This is a genomic window from Streptomyces sp. NPDC048565 (assembly GCF_040650935.1).
In the GTDB taxonomy this organism is placed as follows: domain Bacteria; phylum Actinomycetota; class Actinomycetes; order Streptomycetales; family Streptomycetaceae; genus Streptomyces.
The window spans coordinates 52,325-76,757 of the sequence record NZ_JBEZIH010000020.1; the positions used below are offsets into that span (position 1 = coordinate 52,325).

Here is a 24,433-nt window from a genome sequence, read left to right on the forward strand (position 1 = left end):
AGGGGCTAGCCGCGTGGAAGACGCACGACACTGTGGGCCCTGACGCGTGTATGTGTTGGTGAGAGTGTAGTCATGCGGCCGGGCACATGACGCGCCCCGGTGGAAGGATCACCCGCACGGGATGGACGGTCTGCACTGACGTGCGGTGCCGCCTCCCTGCCACCACCTCTCCCCGCAGTGACACGGGGTGTGAGGCCGGCCTGGCGCCGGGGGCAGGCCCGTGCGGACCTGCCCCCGGCGAGAACTCAGGCGTCCTCGTTGTCGACCCAGCTCATGAGCTTGCGGAGCTCCTTGCCCGTGGTCTCCAGCAGGGACTCGCTGTCGGCCTTCTTGTACTCGTTGTACTTGGGCAGACCGTTGTGGTACTCGGCCATCCACGCCTTGGCGAAGGTGCCGTCCTGGATCTCGCCCAGAACCTTCTTCATCTCGGCCTTGGTGGCGTCCGTGATGATGCGAGGGCCGGTGACGTAGTCGCCCCACTCGGCGGTCTCCGAGATGGACCAGCGCATCTTGTCCAGGCCGCCCTCGTACATGAGGTCGACGATGAGCTTCAGCTCGTGGAGGCACTCGAAGTACGCGATCTCCGGCTGGTAACCGGCCTCGGTCAGCGTCTCGAAACCGGCCTTGACCAGGGCGGCGGTGCCACCGCAGAGAACGGCCTGCTCACCGAACAGGTCGGTCTCGGTCTCCTCGGTGAAGGTCGTCTTGATGACGCCGGCGCGGGTGCCGCCGATGCCCTTCGCGTAGCTGAGGGCGAGCTCCAGACCCTTGCCGGTCGGGTTCTGCTCGACGGCCACGATGCACGGCACGCCGCGGCCCTCTTCGTACTGGCGGCGGACGAGGTGGCCCGGGCCCTTCGGGGCGACCATGCAGACGTCGACGTTGGCCGGCGGCTTGATGAAGTCGAAGCGGATGTTCAGGCCGTGGCCGAAGAACAGCGCGTCGCCGTCCTTGAGGTTGTCCTTGACGGACTCCTCGTAGACCTGGGCCTGGATCGGGTCCGGGACGAGGATCATGATGACGTCGGCCTCGGCCGCGGCCTCGGACGGGGTCACGACGCGCAGGCCCTGCTCCTCGGCCTTGGCCTTGGACTTCGAGCCCTCGTGCAGACCGACACGGACGTCGACACCCGAGTCACGCAGCGACAGCGCGTGGGCGTGGCCCTGGCTGCCGTAACCAAGGACCGCGACCTTGCGGCCCTGGATGATGGACAGGTCGGCATCGTCGTCGTAGAACAGCTCGGCCACTGGGTCTTCTCCTTGGTGTGCAGGTGTTGCGTCCCACCGTACGGCGGGGTGCGTGGGGTACGTTGCCGGGTCTCGCCATACGAGCGGCGAGGCGGCCCGTGCAGGATTACGCCGTACGGTCGAGTGCGCGCAGAGAACGGTCGGTGATCGAGCGCGCGCCGCGCCCTATGGCGATGGTGCCGGACTGGACGAGCTCCTTGATGCCGAACTGCTCCAGCATCTTGAGCATGGCCTCCAGCTTCTCGGCGCCCCCTGTCGCCTCGATCGTGACGGCCTCCGGGGAGACGTCCACGGTCTTGGCGCGGAACAGCTGGACGATCTCGACGATCTGGGAGCGGGTCTCGTTGTCCGCGCGGACCTTCACCAGGACGAGCTCCCGCTGGATCGCGGCGGCGGGCTCGAGTTCGACGATCTTCAGGACGTTGACCAGCTTGTTGAGCTGCTTGGTCACCTGCTCCAGGGGCAGACCCTCGACATTCACGACGATGGTGATGCGTGAGATGTCGGGATGTTCGGTGGTACCGACCGCGAGCGAGTCGATATTGAAGCCGCGCCGGGAGAACAGAGCCGTGATCCGGGCGAGGACACCGGGCTTGTTCTCGACCAGGACGGAGAGCGTGTGCTTGGTGGACATGGAGTCGGTCTCTCTCTGTCTCTCAGTCGTCTTCGTTGTCGCCGAAGTCGGGGCGGACGCCGCGCGCTGCCATGACCTCGTCGTTGGAGGTGCCGGCGGCGACCATCGGCCACACCATGGCGTCCTCGTGGACGATGAAGTCGACGACGACCGGGCGGTCGTTGATCGCGTTGGCCTCGGCGATGACCTTGTCCAGGTCGGCCGGGTCCTCGCAGCGGATCGCGTAGCAGCCCATGGCCTCGGACAGCTTGACGAAGTCCGGCACGCGGGTCCCCTTGGCGGGGACACCGTCGCTGTCCGCGCCGGAGTGCAGCACGGTGTTGGAGTACCGCTGGTTGTAGAACAGGGTCTGCCACTGGCGGACCATCCCGAGCGCGCCGTTGTTGATGATGGCGACCTTGATCGGGATGTTGTTGAGCGCGCAGGTGGTGAGTTCCTGGTTGGTCATCTGGAAGCAGCCGTCGCCGTCGATCGCCCAGACCGCGCGCTCGGGCATGCCGGCCTTGGCGCCCATCGCGGCCGGGACCGCGTAGCCCATGGTCCCCGCGCCGCCGGAGTTGAGCCAGGTCGCGGGCTGCTCGTACTGGATGAAGTGCGAGGCCCACATCTGGTGCTGGCCGACGCCCGCCGCGAAGACCGTGCCCTCGGGGGCGAGTTCGCCGATGCGCTGGATGACCTGCTGCGGCGAGAGGCTGCCGTCCTCCGGCAGGTCGTAGCCGACCGGGTAGGTCTCGCGCCAGCGGTTGAGGTCCTTCCACCAGGCCGCGTAGTCACCCGTGTTGCCCTCGGAGTGCTCGGCCTGGACGGCCTGGACGAGGTCGGCGATGACCTCGCGGGCGTCACCGACGATCGGGACGTCGGCGGCGCGGTTCTTGCCGATCTCGGCCGGGTCGATGTCCGCGTGGACGATCTTGGCGTACGGGGCGAAGCTGGACAGCTTGCCGGTGACACGGTCGTCGAACCTGGCCCCGAGCGCGACGATCAGGTCGGCCTTCTGCAGCGCGGTGACGGCGGTGACCGCACCGTGCATGCCGGGCATTCCCACGTGCAGCGGGTGGCTGTCGGGGAAGGAGCCGAGCGCCATCAGGGTGGTGGTGACGGGCGCTCCGGTGAGCTCTGCCAGGACCTTCAGCTCGGCGGTGGCGCCGGCCTTCATGACGCCGCCGCCGACGTACAGCACCGGGCGCTTGGCCTGGGTGATCAGCTTGGCGGCCTCGCGGATCTGCTTGGCGTGCGGCTTGGTGACCGGGCGGTAGCCGGGCAGGTCCATCGTCGGCGGCCAGCTGAAGGTGGTCCTCGACTCCAGGGCGTCCTTGGCGATGTCGACCAGGACCGGCCCCGGGCGGCCGGTGGAGGCGATGTGGAAGGCCTCGGCGATCGTGTGCGCGATGTCCTCGGCGCGGGTGACCAGGAAGTTGTGCTTGGTGATCGGCATGGTGATGCCGCAGATGTCGGCTTCCTGGAAGGCGTCCGTGCCGATGGCCTTCGACGCCACCTGGCCGGTGATCGCCACCATGGGCACGGAGTCCATCGCCGCGTCGGCGATCGGGGTGACCAGGTTGGTGGCACCGGGGCCCGAGGTGACCATGCAGACGCCGACCTTGCCGGTGGCCTGCGCGTAACCGGTGGCTGCGTGACCCGCGCCCTGCTCGTGGCGGACCAGGATGTGGCGGACCCGGGTGGAGTCCATCAGCGGGTCGTACGCCGGGAGGATGCAGCCGCCTGGGAGGCCGAATACGGTGTCGGCCCCGACTTCCTCGAGAGAACGGATGAGGGACTGCGCGCCCGTGAGGTGCTCAACGGAGGCGGGGGACGGTCCGCCGGTACGGGCCCGCGGCTGCGGGTGCTGGGCCCCGGTGGCCTGCTCGGTCATCGGCATTCTCTTCTCGAAGCTGAGGGTTTATGCGGTGTTTTTGTGGGGTTTCGTAAGGCCCCGGTGCAACAAAAAACCCCTCGTGCCGTAAGGCAAGCGAGGGGAGCGCGCCGGTGCGGTCTGCAAGGTATCCATGAGTGACCCTGCTTCAGCCGACGCGCTTTCCAAGTACGAGAATTCGGGTGCGCATGGCATTGACCCTCTCTCCGGCACGCACATGGTGTCAAGTGGGTGGGACGGGAGTCTCATCATGTGAGCGGCTCTGGAGCGGGATCGCGCCACCCGCGAGCACCGGCTGAGCGGCCGGGCCGACGCCCGGGACGGGATACTTCCCCCGGGTCAGCGTGCGCCGCAGACGGTACTCGTCGAGAGGCCCCGCGAAGGCCATCCCCTGCCCGTGCGTGCACCCCATGGCGCGCAGGGCGCGCACCTGTTCGGGCACGTCCACCCCGTCGGCCACGGACTGCATCCCGAGGTCCCCGGCGATCCGCAGCAGCCCGCTGGTGATCTTGTGCAGCCGTGCCGACTCGACGACCCCCTCCACCAGGCACCGGTCCAGCTTCAGTACGTCGACGGGGAGCCTGCGCAGGGCGTTGACCGCGGCGTATCCGCTGCCGAAGCCGTCGAGTGCGATCCGGACCCCGAGACGGCGCAGGGCGACCAGCCGGCGCTCCAGCTCGTCGAAGGAGATCCGGGGGTCGCTGTCGGCCACTTCGATCATCAGGGCGCCGGACGGCAGCCCGTGCCGGGTGAGGAGCGCCTCGACGGACCCGGGGGGCAGGGCGTGGTCCAGCAGCCGGGCGGCCGACACCCGCACGGAGACGGAGACCGGATGCCCGGCCCTGGACCGGTCGGCGGCCTGCTCGACGGCCTTCTCCAGCAGCCAGGTGCCGAGCTCGGCGGCGCGGTCGCTGCCCTCGGAGACGCGGAGGAATTCGGCGGGGGTGAACAGGAGGCCCTGTGCGGAGCGCCAGCGGGCCTGGGCGGCGACGGCGGCGACCGTGCCGCTGGCAAGGTGGACGACGGGCTGGTGGAGCAGGGCGAACTCACCCTCGCGCAGGGCCGTGCGGAGCCGTGCGGCGAGCTCGGAGCGCCGCACGACGTCCGCCTGCATCTGGGGGGCGTACAGCTCGACCCGGTCCTTGCCGCCAGCCTTCGCGCGGTACATGGCGAGGTCGGCGTTGCGCATGAGGTCCTTGGGCGTGATGGAGGCCTCGGCGAAGGCGACCCCGATCGAGGCGGCCACCCGGACCTCGCCGGTGCCGATCCGGTACGGCTGGGAGAGCCTGAGACGCAGCCGGTCGGCGATCTCGTGGACCTGGCACTCCCTGGCGGCCTGGTCGCGTGCGCCGTCGCCGACGATGAGCGCGGCGAACTCGTCGCCCCCGAGGCGCGCGGCGGTGTCCGAGGCGCGTACGGACTCCTGGAGGCGGCGCGCGGCCTGGATCAGGAGCTCGTCGCCCGCCTGGTGGCCGATGGAGTCGTTGACCGCCTTGAAGCCGTCCAGGTCGATGAAGAGCACGGCGGTGCCAGGATCGCCCGCCCTGCGGCCTCCGAGCGCCTGGCCGACCCGGGCGGTGAACAGGGCGCGGTTGGGCAGGTCGGTGAGCGGGTCGTGTTCGGCGTTGTGCTGGAGCTGCGCCTGCAGCCTGACCCGCTCGGTGACGTCGCGGCTGTTGAGCAGCAGGCCGCCCTCGTGGCGGTTGACGGTGGACTCGACATGGAGCCAGTCACCCGTGCCCGATCCGAAGCGGCACTCGATCCGGGTGGTGGGCTCGTCCAGGGCCGTCGCGGCGAGGAAGCGGCGCAGCTCGTGGACCACTCCCCCGAGGTCGTCGGGGTGGATGATCGACGACAGCTCCGCGCCGACGAGGTCCTCGGCATCGCGCCGGTAGACCCCGGCCGCCGCGGGACTGACGTAGCGGAGTACACCGCTGGGCTCGGCGATCATGATGACGTCGCTCGAACCCTGCACCAGGGAGCGGAAGTGGTTCTCCTTCTGGGCGAGTTCCTGGGTGAGCGCGACGTTGTCGATGAGCACGATCGCCTGGCGGATGACGAGCGCGAGCACCACCGTGCAGCCGGTGAGGACGACGACCCGGTCGACCCTGCGGCCCTCCACGACGTTGTAGAGGATGCCCAGGGTGCAGACCGCGGCGGCGAGGTAGGGCGTGAGCGCGGCGAGGGACCCGGCGATCGGGCGGCTCGCGGCCCGCGGCTCGGGGCAGGGGGCCTCGACAGCGTTGTCCTGGCCCCGGCGTGTGCGCGCGCCCCAGGTGGCGTAGGCGAGGAGCAGCGAGCCGGCGAACCAGCCCGCGTCCAGCAACTGGCCCGACTGGTAGGCCGAGCGCAGCAGCGGGGCCGTGAACAGGGCGTCGCACAGCACGGTCATGGCGAGGCCCGCGATGGCGGTGTTCACCGCGGAGCGGTTGACGTTGACCCGGCGGAAGTGCAGCGCGAGGACCATGGAGACCAGCACGATGTCGAGCAGCGGGTAGGCCAGCGAGAGCGCTGCCCTGGCCACGCTCTCGCCCGCGGCGTTGGCGACATGGGCGGCGTGGGCCAGTGCCAGGCTCCAGGAGAGCGTCAGCAGGGAGCCGCCGATCAGCCAGGCGTCCAGCACCAGACAGACCCAGCCCGCCCGTGTGACGGGCCGCTTGGCCAGGACGAGCAGCCCAACGATGGCGGGCGGCGCGAAGCAGAGGAAGAAGAGGTCGGCCAGGGAGGGGCTGGGCACCGAGCTCCTCAGCACCACCTCGTACCACCCCCAGATCGCGTTGCCTCCGGCCGCCATGGCCGAGGAGAGCGAGAAGAGGAGCCAGGCGGGCCGGAAACGGCTCCCGCCGGCGCGTGCGTAGCGGAAGCAGGACACCGCGGCGATCAGGGCGGCGACGCTGAGGCCGAAGTCGCCCATGAACAGGGCGACTCGGGGTGATCCCCAGCCGAGCGCCGCCCCCACCGCGTATCCGGCGCAGACGGCACCGAGGGCGATCTGGGAGCGCAGGCCGACGGCCCGCCCCGAGGTGGTCTGTTCCCGGGAGAGCATGGCCCCTAGGGCGCTCACCGGAGAACTCCACGGGCGGTCCCCGGCGCCCTCGCCGCTGCCCGCCGCCTCTCCTGCCCGCCCCGCCGCGTCGAACTGTCTCTCCACTGGCCGAACATCGCCCGTCGCCCCCTCGCGTTCCGCTTCCTCCCCGGCGCCGCCCCTGCCACGGCGCAGCCCTCCTGGGGACGATACACCAGAGTCGTCACTCAGGGACATAGCTTCTCTACTCTCCGTTACCACCTGGGGTGTTCCCGGAACGTAGTGCGGCCGCGTCGCCTCTAAGCGCGCTCAGCCGGTGGTGAGCACGAGGTTGCCGAGCGGCTCCCCTGCGGCGAACCGGGTGAGCTGTCCGGCCAGCAGTCGCTTGGCCCGCGGCAGGAACGCGGAGGTGCTGCCGCCCACATGGGGAGAGATCAGTGTGTGGGGAGCATGCCAGAGAGGATGCCCGGCGGGCAGCGGTTCGGGGTCGGTCACGTCGAGCGCGGCACGCAGCCGCCCGGACTCGAGTTCGGACAGCAGGGCATCGGTGTCGACCACGGCCCCCCGTGCGACGTTCACGAGCAGGGCGCCGTCCCGCATCGCGGCGAGGAAGGCGGGGCCCACCAGCCCTTGTGTGGACGGGTTCAGCGGGGTGGACAGGATGACGACGTCCGCCTCGGGGAGCAGGGCGGGAAGCTCGTCGATCGCGTGTACGGGGCCGCGCGCGGTTGTCCGCGCTGAGCGCGCGACGCGCACCACCCGCGCGCACTCGAAGGGTTCGAGCCTGTCCTCGATGGCCGAGCCGATCGATCCGTAACCCACGACAAGGACGGACTTGTCGGCGAGCGCCGGATAGAAACCGGACAGCCACTCCTCCTTCTCCTGCCCCCGCACGAAGTCGGGGAACCCTCGCAGCGAGGCGAGGACCAGGGCGAGTGCGAGCTCGGCCGTCGAGGCCTCGTGCACGCCCTTGGCGTTGCACAGCCGCACCCCCGCGGGCAGCAGACCGAGTCCCGGCTCCACGTGGTCGATGCCCGCGGAGAGGGTCTGGACGACCTGGACGGCCCGCATCTCGTCGAGCGGACGGACCGCGACCTTCGGCCCCCTCATGTACGGAACCACGTAGAACGCGCAGTCGGAAGGGTCCGCCGGGTAGTCCCGGCCGCCGTCCCAGAAACGGTAGTTGAGACCCTCGGGGAGGCCGTCGATCTCATCGGCCGCGAACGGCAGCCATACGTCGGTGGCAGCTGTAGAAGTCATGGTCAGGAGGCTATGCGAAGGGTGCGGGGCCGTAGAGGTTACTTTGGGGTGCTGTGGGTCCCGTGATCATGGGACCGAGGGAGGGTTCGGGGAGTTGGAGCGCAGGACTATCGGTGCGGCGGCGCTCGCCGTGGGTGCGGTCGGGCTGGGCTGTATGCCGATGAGCTGGGGCTACAGCACGTCGCAGCAGCGCGGTGACCGCTCGGTGCGGACCGTGCACGCCGCGCTGGACGCGGGCGTCCAACTGCTCGACACCGCTGACATGTACGGGCCCTTCACCAATGAGCTGCTCGTCGGAAGGGCGCTCAAGGGCCGCAGGTCCGAGGCGTTCCTCTCCACCAAGTGCGGTCTGCTGGTGGGCGATCAGCACATCGTGGCCAACGGGCGTCCCGGCTATGTGCGCCGGGCCTGCGACGCCTCGCTGCGCCGGCTCCAGACCGATGTGATCGATCTCTACCAGCTGCACCGGGCGGATCCCGAGGTGCCGGTCGAGGAGACCTGGGGCGCGATGGCGGATCTGGTGACGGCCGGCAAGGTGCGGGCGCTCGGGCTGTGCGCGGTGGGGGCCAGGGCGGGCCGGAGGCCGGGAGCGCGGATGCATGACGGGACCGTCCGGCAGCTGGAGCGGATGCAGCAGGTCTTTCCCGTCAGCGCGGTCCAGGCGGAGCTCTCCGTGTGGTCGCCCCAGGCGCTGGATGACCTGCTGCCGTGGTGTGCGGCCCGGGGCGTGGGTGTGCTGGCGGCGATGCCGCTGGGCAGCGGCTATCTCACGGGCACGCTCAAGCCCGGTCAGGGTTTCGAGCCGGACGACCCGCGGGCCAGGCACCCCCGCTTCACCGCGGAGATGATGGCGGCCAACCAGCCGGTCGTGGCGGGTCTTCGCAGGGTCGCGGAGCGGCACGGCGCCACTCCGGCGCAGGTGGCTCTGGCGTGGGTGCTGCGACAGGGCCGCCATGTGGTGCCGGTGCCGGGCGCGAAACGGGAGGAGTGGGCCGTGGAGAACGCGGGCGCTGCGGATCTGGTGCTGACGGACCGGGATCTGGCCGAGGTGGCCGGCCTGCCGGGAGCCCGCGACTCCTGGGACTGAGACCGGCCGCCACACGGGGCGCCGTGTGACTCCACGGCGGGAGAAGTACCGGATGCTTGGGACAGCCCTTCAGCGTGTGACCCTCGAAAGGATCGGTACTGTGCGAACTCCCGCCCTGCGCAAGGGGATGCTGGCCCTGCTCGCCTCGGCCTCCCTCCTGCTGACCGCCTGCTCGTCCGGTGAAGGACCGGCGGGCGGTGAAGGCGCGTCCTCGCCCTCGGCGAGCGCCACGTCCGGCGCGTCGGCGTCGGCGAGCCCGTCGGACCCGCCACCGGCCAAGGGCTCGGCCGAAGTGGTGAAGACGCTCACGGACGGCCTCGCGTCGCCCTGGGGTCTGGCGGCGCTGCCCGGGGGTGACTTGCTGGTCGGCTCGCGTGACGACGCGACCATCACCCGGATCGACGGGAAGAGCGGCAAGAAGACCCTGCTGGGCTCGGTGCCCGGGGTGGCTCCCTCGGGTGAGGGAGGTCTGCTCGGCCTCGCCGTGGCCCCGACCTTCGGCGCGGACCATCTGGTCTACGCGTACTTCACCACCGAGTCCGACAACCGCGTCGCCCGCCTCCAGTACGACGAGAAGAAGCCCGCCGGCGAACAGCTGGGGGCGCCGGACACCATCCTGCGGGGCATCCCGAAGGGCGCCATCCACAACGGCGGGCGGATCGCGTTCGGACCCGACCGGATGCTGTACGCGGGCACGGGCGAGACGGGTGAGACCGGACTCGCCCAGGACAAGGAGTCCCTCTCCGGCAAGATCCTCCGGATGACGCCCGACGGCGAACCGGTGCACGGCAATCCCGAGGCCGACTCGGTGGTCTATACGTACGGGCACCGCAATGTGCAGGGCCTCGCCTGGGACGGCGGCAAGCGGCTCTGGGCGTCGGAATTCGGCCAGGACACCTGGGACGAGCTGAATCTGATCGAGCCGGGCAGGAATTACGGCTGGCCCGATGTCGAGGGCAAGAAGGGGACGTCGGGTTTTGTCGACCCGGTGGCCCAGTGGAAGACCTCCGAGGCCTCCCCGAGCGGCATCGCGTACGCCGGGGGGTCGGTCTGGATGGCGGGGCTGCGGGGTGAGCGGCTCTGGCGGATCCCGTTGTCCGGAAAGGCGGACGGGGAACCTCTGGCCGCCCCCCAGGCGTTCTTCGAGGGGAAGTACGGCCGTCTGCGCACGGTGCTCGCCGCGGGTGGCGACAAGCTCTGGCTGGTCACGAGCAATACGGACGGCCGAGGCACCGCGAAGTCGGGCGACGACAGGATCCTGCTCCTGAAGGTGCGGTAGCGGGGCGGCGGAGGGAGCACGGTCAGGGTGTTCAACTTCTTCGAGGAGCTCTTCGCGCCGGGCCGGAAGCACACGGCGGAGGAGCAGAAGCGGCTGGAGCTGAGCCGGGTGGACCTGGGCATCGGGGACCCGGCGCGGGGCCCGATAGACCTCACGTCAGGCAAGGTGACGCTGCGCCGCCCGGCGCCGGAGGACGACGGGCCCGGGGACGCCGGGCCCAAGGCCGACGGGGCCGACCCGACCGACGGGCCCGAGGCCGACGGGGCCGACCCGACCAACGGGCCCGAGGCCGACGGGGCCGACCCGACCAACGGGCCCGAGGCCGACGGGGCCGACCCGACCAACGGGCCCGAGGCCGACGAGGCCGACCCGACCAACGGGCCCGAGGCCGACGAGGCCGACCCGACCGACGGTTGAGAGCGGCGGTCGAGAGCGGCGGGGCCCGCTCTCAGCCCGCCGTGTAGAGCCGGAAGCGGTGCGCCAGCGCGGCCGCCTCCCCGCGGCTGGAGACGCTCAGCTTCGCCAGGATGTTGGACACGTGCACGCTGGCGGTCTTCGGCGAGATGTACAGCTCCTCCGCGATCCGGCGGTTGGTGTATCCCGCCGCGACCAGCCGGTGCACCTCCTGCTCCCGCGAGGTCAGCCCGAACGACTCGATGGCGTCCACCGCGGGGTCCGCCTCGACGGGATGCGCGGCGTCGTCCCCGCTCGCCCCACCCGGCGCGGTGAGCGCGATACGGGCCCGGCCGGCCAGCAGCTCGACGCTCTCCACCAGCGGACGCGCCCCGAGGCGTACCGCCCCCGCGTGCGCTTCGCGCAGGAGGCCCGCAGCGGGACCCCGGTCACCCGACGAGGCGAGGATCGCCTCCGCCCAGTGGTTCCGGATCTGGGCCAGCTCGTAGGGGCGCTGGAGCGGCGCGAAGGCGGTGGCGGCCCTGCACCAGTGGTCCGGGGTGTCCGCGCCCTCCGCTCGGGCCAGCTCCGCCTCGATCAGCACACCGTAGGCAGCCCAGACGGGCACCAGCATCGGCAGTCTCTTGAGGTGGCTCCTGATCCGCGCCAGGACCGCGGGTCGTCCGGGCTCCGTGGCGGGCAGGCCACGTGCGTCGGCCTCGATGACGGCGGCGGCGTGGAGCAGGGGCAGGGAATACCGCTGGGTGCCCGGTGGCAGGCCGATCTCGGACTGTGCCTCGAACGCCGCCCGGGCGTCCGGGATCCTGCCCTGCTGGGCCGCGAGGACCATGGAGTGGCGGACCGGGCAGATCAGATGCTGCGGCTGCGGGTCGTGGCCCAGGTGGCGGCGGTTCAGGGCCAGTTGCTGCTCGGCCTCGTCGAAGTCGCCGCGGGCCAGGGCCAGGTCCGCCAGGCGGGCGGCCACCAGGCCGTTCGACTTACGGGATCTGGCCAGCGGGGCCGCGGCCTCCGCCGCCGCCCGGCTCTCCTCCCAGTGCCCCAACGAGAAGTACGACTGCGCCTGGTTGACCAGCGCCCAGGCCTCGGACTCGGGGACCCCGTGGCTGTGGCAGATCTCGATGCCGTGGTCGGCGACCGCCACCGCCTCCAGGGAACGGCCGGAGGATTCGAGCGAGGAGGGCAGATTGACGGCGGCCCGGCTCATGACGCTCACCAGGTGCAGTTCCTCGGCCCGGTCCCGGACGGCGTACATCTCGGCGACGCCCTCCTCGATGTCGCCCGACTCGATCGTGAGCCAGCCACGGGTGAGTCTGGCGTGCAGCTCGATGGACTCCTCGCCGACGAGCCTGGCGTACTCCACGGCCCGGTCGGCGGCGACCAGCGTCTCGGGCCCCGGCGTGTGCAGGGCGCCCCAGCTCGCGACGGACGCCAGGACGTCGGCGTGCACGGCGGACGGCTGCAGACCCCGCACCAGGTCCTCGGCGGTGGCCAGTTCCTCCCGGCCGTCGGCCCTGGAGAGGCTCTGCACCAGCAGGGAACGCTGCACCCAGAACCACGCGGCGCGCAGCGGGTCGCTGTCACCGTCCAGGATGCGCAGGGCCTTCTTCGCGAGGGTCAGGGCGCGTTCGCGGTCGCCGCCGAACCGGGCGGACACCGTGGCCTCGGCCATCAGATCGAGGTAGCGCAGCGGATCCGCCCCCGGCTCGCAGCCGCACCCCGGGTAGGCCTCGGCGTGGTCGAGGGGCCGCAGGGTGGCGCGTACCTCCTGGGGGACGTCGTCCCAGAGCTCCATGGCCCGCTCCAGCAGCCTGAGTTGCTCGCTGTACGCGTAGCGGCGCCTGGCCGCCACGGCTGCCTGGAGCACGGCGGGCAGCGCCTTGACCGCGTCGTGCGCGGCGTACCAGTAGCTGGCGAGGCGTGCGGCGCGCTCGTCGGCGCGTACGAGCGAGGGGTCGGCCTCCAGCGCTTCGGCGTAGCGGCGGTTGAGGCGGGTGCGTTCGCCGGGCAGCAGGTCGTCGCTGACGGCCTCGCGGACCAGGGAGTGGCGGAAGCGGTATCCGTCGGTGTCGGGGGCGGGCAGCAGGAGGTTGGCGCCGACCGCCGCCCGCAGTGCTTCGTCGAGGCCGTCATCGGTGAGGCCGGCGACGGCGGCGAGGAGGGGGTGCTCGACCGTGGAACCGCCCTCGGCGATGATCCGGGCGATCCGCTGTGCGTCGTCGGGCAGCGCCTCGACGCGGACCAGGAGGAGGTCGCGGAGGGAGTCGGAGAGCCCGGAGCTGTCGCCGCAGCACTCCACGCTGCGGGCGAGCTCCTCGACGAAGAAGGCGTTGCCGTCGGAGCGGTCGAAGATGTCGTCGACCAGTGCGGAGTCGGGGACCATCGCGAGGATCCCGGTGAGCTGCCGGCCGACCTCGGCGCGGCTGAAGCGGTCGAGCTCGATCCGGCGGACGGTGCGGAGCCGGTCGAGCTCGGCGAGGAGCGGGCGCAGGGGGTGGCGGCGGTGGACGTCGTCGGCGCGGTAGGTGCCGATCACGACGAGACGGCCGCTGCGCAGGGTGCGGAAGAGGTAGGCGAGCAGATGGCGCGTGGAGGCGTCGGCCCAGTGCAGGTCCTCCAGGACGATGACGACCGTGCGGGTGGCGGACACGCGTTCCAGCAGCCGGGCTGCGAGTTCGAAGAGCCGGGCGGTGCCGTGCTCGTCGTCGGGCGCCCGGTCGGCCTCGCCCAGTTCGGGCAGGAGCCGGGCGAGCTCGCCCTCCTGGCCGGCCAGTGCCTCGGTCAGCTCGTCGGGCAGCGCCCTTCGCAGCGCGCGGAGGGCCGCCGCGAAGGGGGCGTAGGGCAGGCCGTCGGCCCCGATCTCCACGCATCCGCCGACCCCCACGACGGCGCCCCGGCGGCGGGCCGTCGTGACGAACTCCTCGGCCAGCCGGGTCTTGCCGACCCCTGCCTCGCCGCCGAGGAGCAGCGCCTGCGGTTCGCCGGCGGCGGCACGGGCGAGCGACTCGGTGAGCGCGGCGAGTTCACCGGCTCGGCCGACGAAGACGGGGCTGACGGTGTTGGTCTCCACGTCGCCGAGCATCGCATACGCGTACGACACTCCGACGGCCGTTTTTCGGGGGGCGCCCATCGCTACGCGGCATGGACGAACCAGCTCCGGTTCTTGCGCACCCGCCCTTCGGTGTCATGGCGTCCTGCGCGTCGGGCGTCGCGGCGGGCCAGTACGGCCCGGCGGACGATGCGCTGCTCGTCCGCCCTGCGGATCAGTTCGGCGACGACGATCCGGTGGAGTTCGTACTCGTACATGGTCTTCTCCCTGGTGGAACGGACAGTGGGGGCACGGCTTCCTGCCGTGCCCCCACTGTCGTCCGCCAGGGGATGCCGCCACATCGGGCGAGTGCCGCATCTCTGCGGGTGGGGGGCCTTAGGCCCGGGTGACGGATGCCTTAGAGGGTCCGGCAATTGGGGGGTGGGAGAAGGAGCGGGGCTGGGTGCGTGCAGCTGCAAGGCGGAGGATTGAGGCAACGCGGAGCGTTGTTGATTGACGACAACGCCGCAGATGCGCGTGCCCAGCCCCGCGACGCCGCCCCCCCAATTGCCGGACCCTCTTCGACGGTCCGGCGGACCGTCCGGCACCGGGGTCCTCAGCTCCCGGGTGCGGAGGGGAGGGACACGAAGAGGTCGAGGTACATGCCCACGGAGATCAGCAGGCCGATGACTCCGAGTGCGACGCCCGCCATGGCGACGGAGCGGACCCAGCCCGCCTGCGGGCGTACCGCGGGAGGACCGAAGGCCGGACGCACCAGGACGAAGACACCGACGAGCAGCGCCAGCAGCGCGAAGATCCCGTTCACGAAGGCCGTGGTGTGCCAGGCGTCGCCGTAGATCTCGGAGACCTGCTGGGCGGCGCTTCCGCCGCCCGAGGTCTTGATCTGCCCGATCAGCGTCTCGCGCTCGCCGGCGACGCGGCCGGTCCAGGCACCCGCGAGCGAGATGATGCCGAGCCCGGCGGACACGATGGCCGTGGCTCCGATCCCGGCCCCGGCCGCCTCGGCGGCCTCCGCCTCGTCGTAGGGGTCGGGCTCCAGGTCGCCCGCCGCGGCGGCGTCCGTCACGGCCACGTCCATGGCGGTGACGTCCGACTCGGTCACGCCGGGCGCCACCTCGTCCGGAGCGGCGTCTTCCGTCGCCTCGGCCGTCTTCGTCAGCTCCGGTGCGGCGGTCCCGTCGGCCGCCGTCTTCTCCTCGGTGTCGTCGGTGGTCTCGGTGGTGGGGGAGGTGTTCATGCGCCGCACGCTAGGTGTCCCGTATGAGAACCTCCTTAACGCTGGCGTCCTCAGGCCGTCCGCCTGCACCATTCGGGTGCCAGGACGGCCCAGATCTCCTCGTCGTGACGCTTCCCCCGGTACGGATAGGCCTCGCGCAGGACGCCTTCGCGGGTCATCCCGAGCCGCTCGGCCACCGCGACGCTGCGCCAGTTGGCCGAGGAGGCGACCCACTCCACGCGGTGCATGCCACGGACGTGGACGGCCCAGTCGATCAGCTTCCGTGACGCGCGGGTCACCAGGCCCCGGCCCTCGGCGGCGGCCTCCAGCCAGCAGCCGATCTCGCAGTTGCCGGTCCCGGCCTCGAATATCCGGAACAGGACCCCGCCGACCAGCGTGCCGTCCAGCCAGATGCCGTAGAGCCGTCCGGTGTCGGCCGCCTGCTTGTCGGCGTACCGCTGGAGCAGCTCGCGTGCGGACGTGAGGTCCGTGGCGGCCGCGGCGAAGGGGATCCAGGGGTCGACCAGGGCGCGCGCCCGGTCCATGTGGGCCAGGAACTCCTCCGCCTGCCAGGGCTCGATCGGGCGGAGCTCCGCCCCGTCGTCCCCCAGTGACACCGTGAACACAGTCGCTCTCCTCGGTTTCGTGACGCCCGGGGCCTCCCGCCCGGAAGGCCCCGCGCCGAGCGTCGGTGCGCTCCCCCGGATCCTCGCACGCGGCGCCGCGCGATCCTGTGGCCATGGCTCGGTTCACCCGGAGACGCTCGCCCTGCCGTTCTCCATGTGGCCCATCAGCCGGCGCCGGAAGGATCCCGCCTCGTCGGCCGTCACCACGAGGTCGTACCAGCCGTGGGCGTCCGCCGCCGAGTGCACGACCGTACGGCTTCGCCCCGGTTTGACCTTGACCGTGCGGGTCCAGTCCCGCAGGTCGTCCTCGTCGACGTATCCGAGGGGCCGCACGGTGAAGGTCAGTGTCCGTGCGCCGTTGTTGCGCAGCGTGAGATGCACGTCCCGCTCGTGGGCGTCGAGGTGCGAGGAGAGTTCGGCGGCGCCGTCGGCCGCTCCTTCGAACTCCCGCCGGAAGCCGTTCGGTCCTGTGACCGTGAAGCGGTAGCCGTCGCCCTTCAGCGGCACGGTCCAGTGTGCGGTGCCCTTGACGTCGCGGTGCTGCGGGGCGGGGAACTCTCGCGCGTAGGGGTAAAGCGCGAAGTGCGCGGAGGAGCTGCCGGTGTTGCCGATGTCGAGCCGCAGCCCGCCGTCCACGTGCTTCGCCTGGGCGTCGGGCTGGTAGGGCAGCGGCCTGGCCGGGCGTACACCTGTCTCCTGGGCGGGCATGTGCTGGTCGGACGGCGGCTTCGGCTGCCAGCGTCCACCGAACGGCGGGATCGCCCCCGGGGGCTCCGTCTCCGGCCGGCGTCGTGCGCGGGTGAAGTCGAAGGCGGAGGTGAGGTCGCCGGTGACCTGACGCCGCCAGTCACCGATGTTGGGCTCCCGCACCCCCGTCCAGCGCTCCAGCAGGCGGATCACGGAGGTGTGGTCGAAGACCTCGGAGCAGACGTATCCGCCGACCGACCACGGAGAGACGACCAGCAGGGGCACCCTCATCCCCAGGCCGGTGGGCTTGCCCTGCCAGTGTTCCTCGGTCACCTCCGCGGGAGGCACCGGCGGCGGCACGTGGTCGAAGAAGCCGTCGTTCTCGTCGTAGTTGATGAGGACGACGGTGCGGCGCCACACATCGGGGTGCCTGCCGAGCGCGTCCAGGACCTTGTAGACGATCGTGGCGCTGTGCACCGGCGACGAGACGCTCGGATGCTCGGAGTCCACCGCCGACGGTACGAGGTAGGAGACCTCGGGCAGGGTCCCCGCCGCCACGTCCGCGGCGAACTCGTCCGCGAGCGTGCCCGTCTCCACGCGGCGCAGCGCCCGCTCGAACAGACTGCGCTCGGCCTCCGTCAGGTCGGCGACCCCCTCGTCGAGCAGTCCCAGCAGCCGCTCCCGCTCGGCGGCGTCGTCCGCGTCGCGCACCGTGGCGTAGAAGGACTCCATGTAGGTGTGTCCGCCGGTCCTCGCCAGTGCCTTACGGGCGACGGCCTTGAAGGTGGCGAAGAACTCGATCTGGTTGTCGGTGAAGTTCTCCCACTCGGTGTACGTCCGCCAGCTCCGCCCGGCCTTCTCCAGCCGCTCCGCGTAGGTGCCCCAGTCGTATCCGGGGTGGGTGCCCTCGTCGTACGCGTCGTTGCCGACGGCCCGGTCACCGCCCGGCTCGTCGCCTGTCCTGCCGCTCCAGAGGTGGTTGCGGTTCGGGCTGGTGGAGCTGTGGATCGAGGAGTGGTAGGCGTCGCAGACCGTGAAGGTGTCGGCGAGTTCGTAGTGCAGCGGGATGTCGTCGCGGTCGTAGTACGCCATGGTCGCGGCGGTCTTCGCGGTGACCCAGCCGTTCATCCAGCCGTCGGCCCAGGCCTCGGCGCCGCCGCTCCACGAGTGGTCGAGGGCGTCGATGTACTGGAGGTTCTCCTTCTGGGCTGCCGCCGCCCCGCGCACGGGGAAGGGCAGCACGGTGGTGCCCAGCGGCCCCGGCTGCTCGAAGACGGGGCTGCCGGAGGGGAGCTCGATCGCGTTGCGGTCGCCGAAGCCGCGTACGCCGCGCAGTGTCCCGAAGTAGTGGTCGAAGGAGCGGTTCTCCTGCATGAGGATCACCACGTGCTCGATGGCGTCGAGACCGGCACCGCCGGACCGCTCGGCCGCGGGCTGTGCGGCGATCGCCGCCTGGAGCGACGGGGGCAGGAACGATCCCGCCGCCGCGGCGCCGAGGGCGCCGCCCCCGAGCGCGAAGAGCCGCCGCCGTGACATGTCCGTCGTCAAGTTGAGCCTCCCTGATACGTGTGTACGCCTGGAAGCTAGTCACGCCGGGTGGCGACGGGAAGACCGCCGTACGGCCTGGCGGTGAACGGCCCCCACAGGCCGGCCGCCGGTGGCCGGGGCAACGAGAAGGGGGCGGTGCACCCGGTGAGAACGGGTGCACCGCCCCCAAGGCCGTGCCGAAGACGGGGCGTGCCGGGGATCAGCCCTCGACGCCGAGCTTCTCCAGGATCAGCTCACGCACACGCGCCGCGTCCGCCTGGCCACGGGTGGCCTTCATGACGGCGCCCACCAGCGCACCGGCGGCGGCGACCTTGCCGCCGCGGATCTTGTCGGCGATCGCCGCGTTGCCCGCGATGGCCTCGTCGACCGCGGTGCCCAGGGCGCCCTCGTCCGAGACGACCTTCAGGCCGCGCTTCTCGACGACGGTGTCCGGGTCGCCCTCGCCCGCGAGTACGCCTTCGAGCACCTGGCGCGCCAGCTTGTCGTTGAGGTCGCCCGAGGCGACGAGCTCCGCCACCCTGGCGACCTGCACCGGGGTGACCGGCAGCTCGTCCAGGCTGCGGCCGGTCTCGTTGGCGTTACGGGCGAGCTCGCCCATCCACCACTTGCGGGCCTGGTCGGACGGGGCGCCCACGTCCGTCGTGGCGACGATCAGGTCGACAGCGCCCGCGTTGAGGATGGACTGCATGTCGTGGTCGTTGACACCCCACTCCTCCTTCAGCCGCTTGCGGCGCAGCCGGGGCAGCTCGGGAAGCCCCTTGCGGAGCTCCTCGACCCAGGCGCGGGAAGGGGCGACCGGCACCAGGTCCGGCTCGGGGAAGTAGCGGTAGTCCTCGGCGTTGTCCTTGATGCGGCCGGCCGTGGTGGAGCCGTCCTCCTCGTGGAAGTGCCGGGTCTCCTGCACGATCGTCCCGCCGGAGTTCAGCACGGCGGCGTGCCGCTGGACCTCGAAGCGGGCGGCACGCTCGACGGAGCGCAGCGAGTTGACGTTCTTCGTCTCGGAGCGCGTGCCGAACTTCTCGGTGCCGTTGGGGCGCAGCGACAGGTTGACGTCGCAGCGCATCTGGCCCATCTCCATCCGGGCCTCCGAGACACCGAGCGCCTTGATGAGCTCGCGGAGCTCGGCGACGTACGCCTTGGCGACCTCGGGGGCGCGTGCGCCGGCGCCCTCGATCGGCTTGGTGACGATCTCGATGAGGGGGATGCCCGCGCGGTTGTAGTCGAGCAGCGAGTGGGAGGCGCCGTGGATACGGCCGGTGGCACCGCCTACGTGCGTCGACTTGCCGGTGTCCTCCTCCATGTGCGCGCGCTCGATCTGCACGCGGAAGATCTCCCCGTCCTCCAGCTGGACGTCCAGATAGCCGTCGTAGGCGATCGGCTCGTCGTACTGGGAGGTCTGGAAGTTCTTCGGCATGTCCGGATAGAAGTAGTTCTTCCGGGCGAACCGGCACCACTCGGCGATCTCGCAGTTCAGCGCGAGCCCGATCTTGATGGCGGACTCGACGCCGATCTCGTTGACGACCGGAAGCGCGCCCGGCAGCCCGAGGCAGACCGGGCAGGTCTGCGAGTTGGCGTCCTGCTTGAGCTCCGTGGAGCAGCCGCAGAACATCTTGGTCTTGGTGCCCAGCTCCACATGGACCTCAAGGCCCATGACGGGGTCGTACGTCGCGAGGGCGTCCTCGTACGACTCCAGGTCGATGACAGTCACTGACAACTTTCCCTCTCAGCCCAGCAGGACGTCGTCGTCGCCGAGACGCTTGAGCTCGCGGTAGAGGATCGCGAGTCCGGTCACGATCGCGGCGGCGGATACGGCGGCGTCGATCAGCCGCAGGGTGTCGTTCTCCTCGCGGGCCATCTTCACCTGCTTGAACACGCTGAGCGCGCCAAAGGCGGTGGTGCCCATGGACACGTACGCGCCGGTCTTGGACTTCTTGAAGTTCTTGGCCTTCTTAGCCATTGCGCTCATAGCGACGGAGCCTCCTCAAGCAGCGGGTGCCCCCACCTTTCCACGAAGGCGGCCTCGACGGCTGCTCCGACCTTGTACAGCCGGTCGTCCTTCATGGCGGGAGCGATGATCTGCAGTCCGACCGGCAGGCCGTCCTCCGGGGCCAGGCCGCAGGGCAGCGACATGGCGGAATTGCCGGCGAGGTTGGTCGGAATGGTGCACAGGTCCGCGAGGTACATCGCCATCGGGTCGTCGGCGCGCTCGCCGATCGGGAAGGCCGTGGTGGGCGTCGTCGGCGAGACGATGACATCCACCTGCTCGAAGGCCTTCTCGAAGTCCTGGGTGATGAGGGTGCGGACCTTCTGGGCCGAGCCGTAGTACGCGTCGTAGTAGCCGGAGCTGAGCGCGTAGGTGCCGAGGATGATGCGGCGCTTGACCTCGTCGCCGAAGCCGGCCTCGCGGGTGAGCGCGGTGACGTCCTCGGCGGAGCGGGTGCCGTCGTCGCCGACCCTCAGGCCGTAGCGCATGGCGTCGAAGCGCGCCAGGTTCGAGGAACACTCGGACGGCGCGATCAGGTAGTACGCCGAAAGGGCGAGGTCGAAGGAGGGGCAGTCCAGCTCGACGACGGTGGCGCCGAGCGACTTCAGCAGCTCGACCGACTCCTCGAAGCGCTGGACGACACCGGCCTGGTAGCCCTCGCCCGAGAACTGCTTGACCACACCGACGCGCATGCCCTGCACCGAGCCGTTGCGCGCCGCTTCGACGACCGGCGGGACCGGTGAGTCGATGGACGTCGAGTCCATCGGGTCGTGGCCGCCGATCGCCTCGTGGAGCAGCGCCGCGTCCAGGACGGTACGGGCGCAGGGGCCGCCCTGGTCGAGGGAGGACGAGAAGGCGACCATGCCGTAGCGGGAGACGCCGCCGTAGGTGGGCTTGACGCCGACGGTGCCGGTGACGGCGGCGGGCTGGCGGATGGAACCGCCGGTGTCCGTGCCGATGGCGAGCGCCGCCTCGAAGGAGGCCAGCGCGGCGGACGAGCCGCCGCCGGAACCGCCCGGGATACGGGTGAGGTCCCAGGGGTTGCCGGTCGGGCCGTAGGCGCTGTTCTCGGTGGATGACCCCATGGCGAACTCGTCCATGTTGGTCTTGCCGAGAATGACGACGTCGGCCGCCTTGAGCTTCTTCGTGAGCGTCGCGTCGTACGGCGGGACCCAGCCCTCGAGGATCTTCGATCCGACGGTGGTCGGCATGTCCTGCGTGGTGAAGATGTCCTTGAGCGCGAGCGGGACGCCGGCCAGCGGGCCGAGCTTCTCGCCCGCCTCGCGCTTGGCGTCGACGGCGCGGGCCTGCGCGAGCGCGCCCTCACGGTCGATGTGCAGGAAGGCGTGGACCTTCTCGTCGATGGCGTCGATCCGGGCCAGGTGGGCCTCGGTGACCTCGACGGCCGTCAGCTCGCCGGAGGCGATGCTCGCGGCGATCTCGGCCGCGGTGAGCTTGGTGATCGTGCTGATGTCCGTCATGGCTGTTAGTCCTCCCCCAGGATCTGCGGCACCTTGAAACGCTGCTGCTCCTGGGCCGGGGCGCCGGAGAGCGCCTGCTCGGGGGTGAGCGACGGACGGACCTCGTCCGTGCGCATGACGTTGGTCAGCGGCAGCGGGTGGGAGGTCGGCGGAACGTCTTGGTCGGCGACCTCGGAGACGCGGGCGACCGCGCCGATGATGTCGTCGAGCTGGCCGGCGAAGTGCTCGAGCTCTTCGCCCTTCAGCTCCAGACGCGCCAGCCGGGCGAGGTGGGCGACCTCCTCGCGCGTGATGCCAGGCATGCAGCGATCCTCAGGGTTTGGTGTGTGGTTTTGGCTGGGGGCCGGCGGCACATTTCCACCGTCCGTCCGAAGGACGGGCCGCACGGCGTCCGGTGCGTGCGATCGCAAGGCGCCGGAGCGCCCTCGTGGCGGAGCCACGTGGGCGTTTCGGCAACGCGGCGAGCGTGCGTGCCAGGCGTCGCGCGGCAGGTGGAAATGTGCCGCCGACCCCCAATCCTATGGGGTCGCGGGACACGCCGACGGCCACACCGCCTTCGGAGCTTCGGGACCGCTCCGTCAGGCCGTGGCCGGGCCGGAGTTCAGCGCGCGCCCCGCGGCCCTGGGCGCCGGCTCGGGAGCCGCCGCCTGCGCGGGAGCGGCCTCCCGCTCCGACGGGCGTCGCCACCCGTGCTCGCCCCGTGCACGCAACCAGGCCGTCGTCTCCTGCGGGGGCATCGCGGCGGCGACGAGCCACCCCTGCACCGCGTCGCAGCGCAGGTCCCGCAGCCGCTCCCAGGTCTCGTCGTCCTCGACGCCCTCGGCGACGACGATCAGCCCGAGCGAGTGGGCCAGGTCGATGGTGCAGCGGACGATCTCGGCGTCCTCGTTGTCCACGGCAAGCCGTGCGACGAACGAGCGGTCGATCTTGAGCTCGCTCACCGGCAGCTTCCGCAGATGGACGAGGGAGGAGTAGCCGGTACCGAAGTCGTCGAGGGACATCTTCACGCCGTGCCCCGTGAGGCCGGCCAGGGTGTCGGCGGCCCGCTGGGGGTCCTCCAGCAGGACGTGCTCGGTTATCTCCAGCTGGAGCGCACCGGCCGGGACCCCGTGCCGGGCGAGCCGCGCGGCGACGCTGCCGGCGAAGCCGGGGGTGTGGACGTCGCGCGGCGAGACGTTGACCGCGACGGGGACGAACAGCCCCTGCTTCCGCCACCTGGCCACCTGGGCCAGCGCGGTCTCCAGGACGTATTCGGTGAGGTGGGGCATCAGCCCTGAGGACTCGGCGATGGCGATGAACTCGTCCGGGGGAACCCGTCCGCGCTCCGGGTGCACCCAGCGCACGAGCGCTTCGAGGCCGGCCACCTGCCCGTCGAAGCGGACCTTGGGCTGGTAGTGGAGCTCCACCTCGTGGGCGTCGAGGGCGCGGCGCAGATCGCCCAGCAGCCCGAGCCGGTCCGGGGTGTTGCTGTCGCGCTTGGACTCGTAGACCTCCACGCCCGTGCGGTCACGCTTGGCCTGGTACATGGCCACGTCCGCCCGTCTGAGGAGCCCTTCGGCGTCGAGCGCGTGGTCGGGGTGGACGGCGACCCCCGCGCTCGCCTCCAGCACCAGGGTCAGCCCGTCCAGGTCGAGGGAGGAGGAGAGTTCGGCGACCAGATGGCGGGCGACGCGCTGGGCGATGGTCGTCGAGTCCACGGTCGGCAGCAGCACGGCGAATTCGTCGCCGCCGAGCCGGGCCGCCTCCGCACCGCGTGGCAGGGCGAGCCGCAGCCGGTCCGCTATCTGGAGGAGGAGCCGGTCCCCGGCGAGATGGCCGAGGGTGTCGTTGACGGCGCGGAAGCGGTCGAGGTCGATGAGGACGAGGGCGGTTCTGCTGCCGGTGCCGTCGGCCTCCTCCAGCGCCGTCCATGTCCTCTCCAGGAGCCACTGGCGGTTGGGCAGGCCGGTGAGCGGGTCCCGTAGCTGCTCCTCGGCCCGTGCGCGGGCGATCCAGAGCGTGGAGTCCAGGGCGATCAGCGGGACGGCGAAGAGCGGCAGCAGCACCGGCTTGGCCGATGCCACCACGCAGATCAGCGGGGCGATGCCGAGCAGCGCGACCGCGACGAGCCCCTGGCGCAGCAGCGCGGTGCGGGCGACCGTCGGCAGCCCGCCGGTCTGGGATGCCCTGGCGTACCAGAGCAGGACGCGGGTGACGAGGAGATACGTGCCTGCGGCGAGCAGCACCTCCGGTACGGCGCCGATGCCCCAGTGGAGTGGCCTCCAGGGCGTCTCGACGCTCGGCACCTCGCTGAAGGCGGACAGGACCAGCGCGGCCGCGCCGACGCCGAGGATGTCCACCGCCCCGTGCAGCAGTCCCTGCCACCACCGGTGGCGTCTGGCCACCCCGACGAGCACCACGACGACGAGGCTGACCAGACCGGCGGCCACCCAGCCGTAGAGCAGCAGGACGGCGAGGGTGAGGGCGGCGCCGGAACCGGTGCCGCCCCACCAGCGGTCGCGCCCGAGCGCGACCAGGTGCCCGACAATGATTCCCGTGAGGAGGGCGAGCGACCAGCCCGCGGTGCCGGCGGGGAAGAGCGCACGTCCGTCGTGGACCGTGCGGTAGAAGCCGGTCGCGAGCAACACAGCGGCGACCGCCACGACGACCGCCCCCACTTTGGACGTGAGGCCCACGAAACCTTGCAGACGCGACACCGGTGCGGCGCTCTCGGTCGGTTTCATTCCGTCCCTCTCACAGCCGGCGGTGCCGATGTCCCGCGGTGGCCCCCGCTCCCATGCCACCACGACCCGATTCCCACCACGCGGCCGGGCACGGCAGGTGCTCCGTCAACAGTAGGCCGATGAGGGCCGTCGCGGGCAGCGCTCTGCAGGTCTTGCCCGAATGCGGTCCCGCGTTCCTGACTGTCTGGTAAGCACCGAACGGGTGAGACGGGCGGGCCGACCAGGCCTCCTGGCCGTTCGCTGTCCGCCTTGTCTGCTTACTTCCCCGACCTGCTGGTGACCACGCGTCACCCCTGTCTCGAT

General features: G+C 71.2%; 18 protein-coding genes. 3 read left to right on the forward strand and 15 right to left on the reverse strand.

Annotated elements, in window-relative coordinates; genetic code table 11:
- Positions 1–245 precede the first annotated feature (245 nt).
- From ilvC to AB0C75_RS23435, 5 genes are all read right to left on the reverse strand, one after another.
- A complete protein-coding gene (gene ilvC / locus AB0C75_RS23415) occupies positions 246–1,247 on the reverse strand; it encodes a ketol-acid reductoisomerase (RefSeq protein WP_362893632.1) in 1,002 nt (333 codons plus the stop codon).
- Between the two features lie 106 nt (positions 1,248–1,353).
- Positions 1,354–1,881 carry an acetolactate synthase small subunit gene (gene ilvN, locus AB0C75_RS23420; RefSeq protein WP_325746796.1) on the reverse strand — a complete coding sequence of 176 codons (528 nt, stop codon included), beginning with the start codon at positions 1,879–1,881 and terminating at the stop codon, positions 1,354–1,356.
- 22 nt (positions 1,882–1,903) lie between these two features.
- Positions 1,904–3,760, reverse strand: a complete 1,857-nt coding sequence (locus tag AB0C75_RS23425) for an acetolactate synthase large subunit (protein ID WP_362893633.1) — start codon at positions 3,758–3,760, stop codon at positions 1,904–1,906.
- 217 nt (positions 3,761–3,977) lie between these two features.
- Entirely contained in the window at positions 3,978–6,818 is a 2,841-nt protein-coding gene (locus tag AB0C75_RS23430) for an EAL domain-containing protein (protein ID WP_362893634.1), read from the reverse strand.
- A 270-nt stretch (positions 6,819–7,088) separates the two neighbouring features.
- Positions 7,089–8,039: a 2-hydroxyacid dehydrogenase gene (locus AB0C75_RS23435; protein WP_362893635.1), complete on the reverse strand. Its 951-nt coding sequence runs from the start codon at positions 8,037–8,039 to the stop codon at positions 7,089–7,091.
- A 130-nt stretch (positions 8,040–8,169) separates the two neighbouring features.
- On the opposite strand from AB0C75_RS23435, the gene AB0C75_RS23440 reads away from it, so the two are divergent.
- From AB0C75_RS23440 to AB0C75_RS23450, 3 genes are all read left to right on the forward strand, one after another.
- Positions 8,170–9,126, forward strand: a complete 957-nt coding sequence (locus AB0C75_RS23440) for an aldo/keto reductase (protein ID WP_362893728.1) — start codon at positions 8,170–8,172, stop codon at positions 9,124–9,126.
- A gap of 127 nt (positions 9,127–9,253) precedes the next feature.
- Positions 9,254–10,405: a PQQ-dependent sugar dehydrogenase gene (locus AB0C75_RS23445; protein WP_362893729.1), complete on the forward strand. Its 1,152-nt coding sequence runs from the start codon at positions 9,254–9,256 to the stop codon at positions 10,403–10,405.
- Positions 10,406–10,432: 27 nt separating this feature from the next.
- On the forward strand, positions 10,433–10,822 hold the full coding sequence (locus AB0C75_RS23450) for a DUF6191 domain-containing protein (protein ID WP_362893636.1): 390 nt from the start codon (positions 10,433–10,435) through the stop codon (positions 10,820–10,822).
- A 31-nt stretch (positions 10,823–10,853) separates the two neighbouring features.
- Here AB0C75_RS23450 and AB0C75_RS23455 read toward each other — a convergent pair whose 3' ends face one another.
- The 10 genes from AB0C75_RS23455 to AB0C75_RS23500 form a co-directional block, all read right to left on the reverse strand.
- Positions 10,854–13,898, reverse strand: coding sequence for an AAA family ATPase (locus AB0C75_RS23455; protein ID WP_362893730.1), 3,045 nt, complete (start codon positions 13,896–13,898; stop codon positions 10,854–10,856).
- Positions 13,899–13,948: 50 nt separating this feature from the next.
- The gene (locus tag AB0C75_RS23460) at positions 13,949–14,122 is read right to left on the reverse strand and encodes a hypothetical protein (protein WP_362893637.1); all 174 of its coding nucleotides are present in this window, start codon (positions 14,120–14,122) and stop codon (positions 13,949–13,951) included.
- Between the two features lie 338 nt (positions 14,123–14,460).
- Positions 14,461–15,102, reverse strand: coding sequence for a hypothetical protein (locus AB0C75_RS23465; RefSeq protein WP_362893638.1), 642 nt, complete (start codon positions 15,100–15,102; stop codon positions 14,461–14,463).
- 50 nt (positions 15,103–15,152) lie between these two features.
- Positions 15,153–15,707 (reverse strand): GNAT family protein, encoded by a 555-nt coding sequence (locus AB0C75_RS23470; protein ID WP_362893639.1) that lies wholly within the window; start codon positions 15,705–15,707, stop codon positions 15,153–15,155.
- 123 nt (positions 15,708–15,830) lie between these two features.
- Positions 15,831–17,942, reverse strand: a complete 2,112-nt coding sequence (locus AB0C75_RS23475) for a phosphocholine-specific phospholipase C (RefSeq protein ID WP_362893640.1) — start codon at positions 17,940–17,942, stop codon at positions 15,831–15,833.
- A 199-nt stretch (positions 17,943–18,141) separates the two neighbouring features.
- Positions 18,142–19,650, reverse strand: coding sequence for an Asp-tRNA(Asn)/Glu-tRNA(Gln) amidotransferase subunit GatB (gene gatB / locus AB0C75_RS23480; RefSeq protein ID WP_362893641.1), 1,509 nt, complete (start codon positions 19,648–19,650; stop codon positions 18,142–18,144).
- 15 nt (positions 19,651–19,665) lie between these two features.
- A complete protein-coding gene (locus tag AB0C75_RS23485) occupies positions 19,666–19,908 on the reverse strand; it encodes a hypothetical protein (RefSeq protein ID WP_362893642.1) in 243 nt (80 codons plus the stop codon).
- A complete protein-coding gene (gene gatA, locus AB0C75_RS23490; RefSeq protein ID WP_362893643.1) occupies positions 19,905–21,407 on the reverse strand; it encodes an Asp-tRNA(Asn)/Glu-tRNA(Gln) amidotransferase subunit GatA in 1,503 nt (500 codons plus the stop codon). Before gatA ends, AB0C75_RS23485 begins: the two co-directional genes overlap by 4 nt.
- 5 nt (positions 21,408–21,412) lie before the next feature.
- Complete coding sequence (gene gatC / locus AB0C75_RS23495) at positions 21,413–21,709, reverse strand: Asp-tRNA(Asn)/Glu-tRNA(Gln) amidotransferase subunit GatC (RefSeq protein WP_362893644.1); 297 nt, start codon at positions 21,707–21,709, stop codon at positions 21,413–21,415.
- A gap of 276 nt (positions 21,710–21,985) precedes the next feature.
- On the reverse strand, positions 21,986–24,130 hold the full coding sequence (locus AB0C75_RS23500; protein ID WP_362893645.1) for a bifunctional diguanylate cyclase/phosphodiesterase: 2,145 nt from the start codon (positions 24,128–24,130) through the stop codon (positions 21,986–21,988).
- Positions 24,131–24,433 lie beyond the last annotated feature (303 nt).

Excerpts from the sequence above, each read along its gene's own strand:
- ilvN (WP_325746796.1), bottom strand. The coding sequence starts at position 1,881 with ATGTCCACCAAGCACACGCTCTCCGTCCTGGTCGAGAACAAGCCCGGT.
- AB0C75_RS23425 (WP_362893633.1), bottom strand. The coding sequence starts at position 3,760 with ATGCCGATGACCGAGCAGGCCACCGGGGCCCAGCACCCGCAGCCGCGG.
- AB0C75_RS23435 (WP_362893635.1), bottom strand. The coding sequence starts at position 8,039 with ATGACTTCTACAGCTGCCACCGACGTATGGCTGCCGTTCGCGGCCGAT.
- AB0C75_RS23445 (WP_362893729.1), top strand. The coding sequence starts at position 9,254 with ATGCTGGCCCTGCTCGCCTCGGCCTCCCTCCTGCTGACCGCCTGCTCG.
- AB0C75_RS23455 (WP_362893730.1), bottom strand. The coding sequence starts at position 13,898 with ATGCTCGGCGACGTGGAGACCAACACCGTCAGCCCCGTCTTCGTCGGC.
- AB0C75_RS23460 (WP_362893637.1), bottom strand. The coding sequence starts at position 14,122 with ATGTACGAGTACGAACTCCACCGGATCGTCGTCGCCGAACTGATCCGC.
- AB0C75_RS23465 (WP_362893638.1), bottom strand. The coding sequence starts at position 15,102 with ATGAACACCTCCCCCACCACCGAGACCACCGACGACACCGAGGAGAAG.
- AB0C75_RS23485 (WP_362893642.1), bottom strand. The coding sequence starts at position 19,908 with ATGAGCGCAATGGCTAAGAAGGCCAAGAACTTCAAGAAGTCCAAGACC.
- gatA (WP_362893643.1), bottom strand. The coding sequence starts at position 21,407 with ATGACGGACATCAGCACGATCACCAAGCTCACCGCGGCCGAGATCGCC.
- gatC (WP_362893644.1), bottom strand. The coding sequence starts at position 21,709 with ATGCCTGGCATCACGCGCGAGGAGGTCGCCCACCTCGCCCGGCTGGCG.
- AB0C75_RS23500 (WP_362893645.1), bottom strand. The coding sequence starts at position 24,130 with ATGAAACCGACCGAGAGCGCCGCACCGGTGTCGCGTCTGCAAGGTTTC.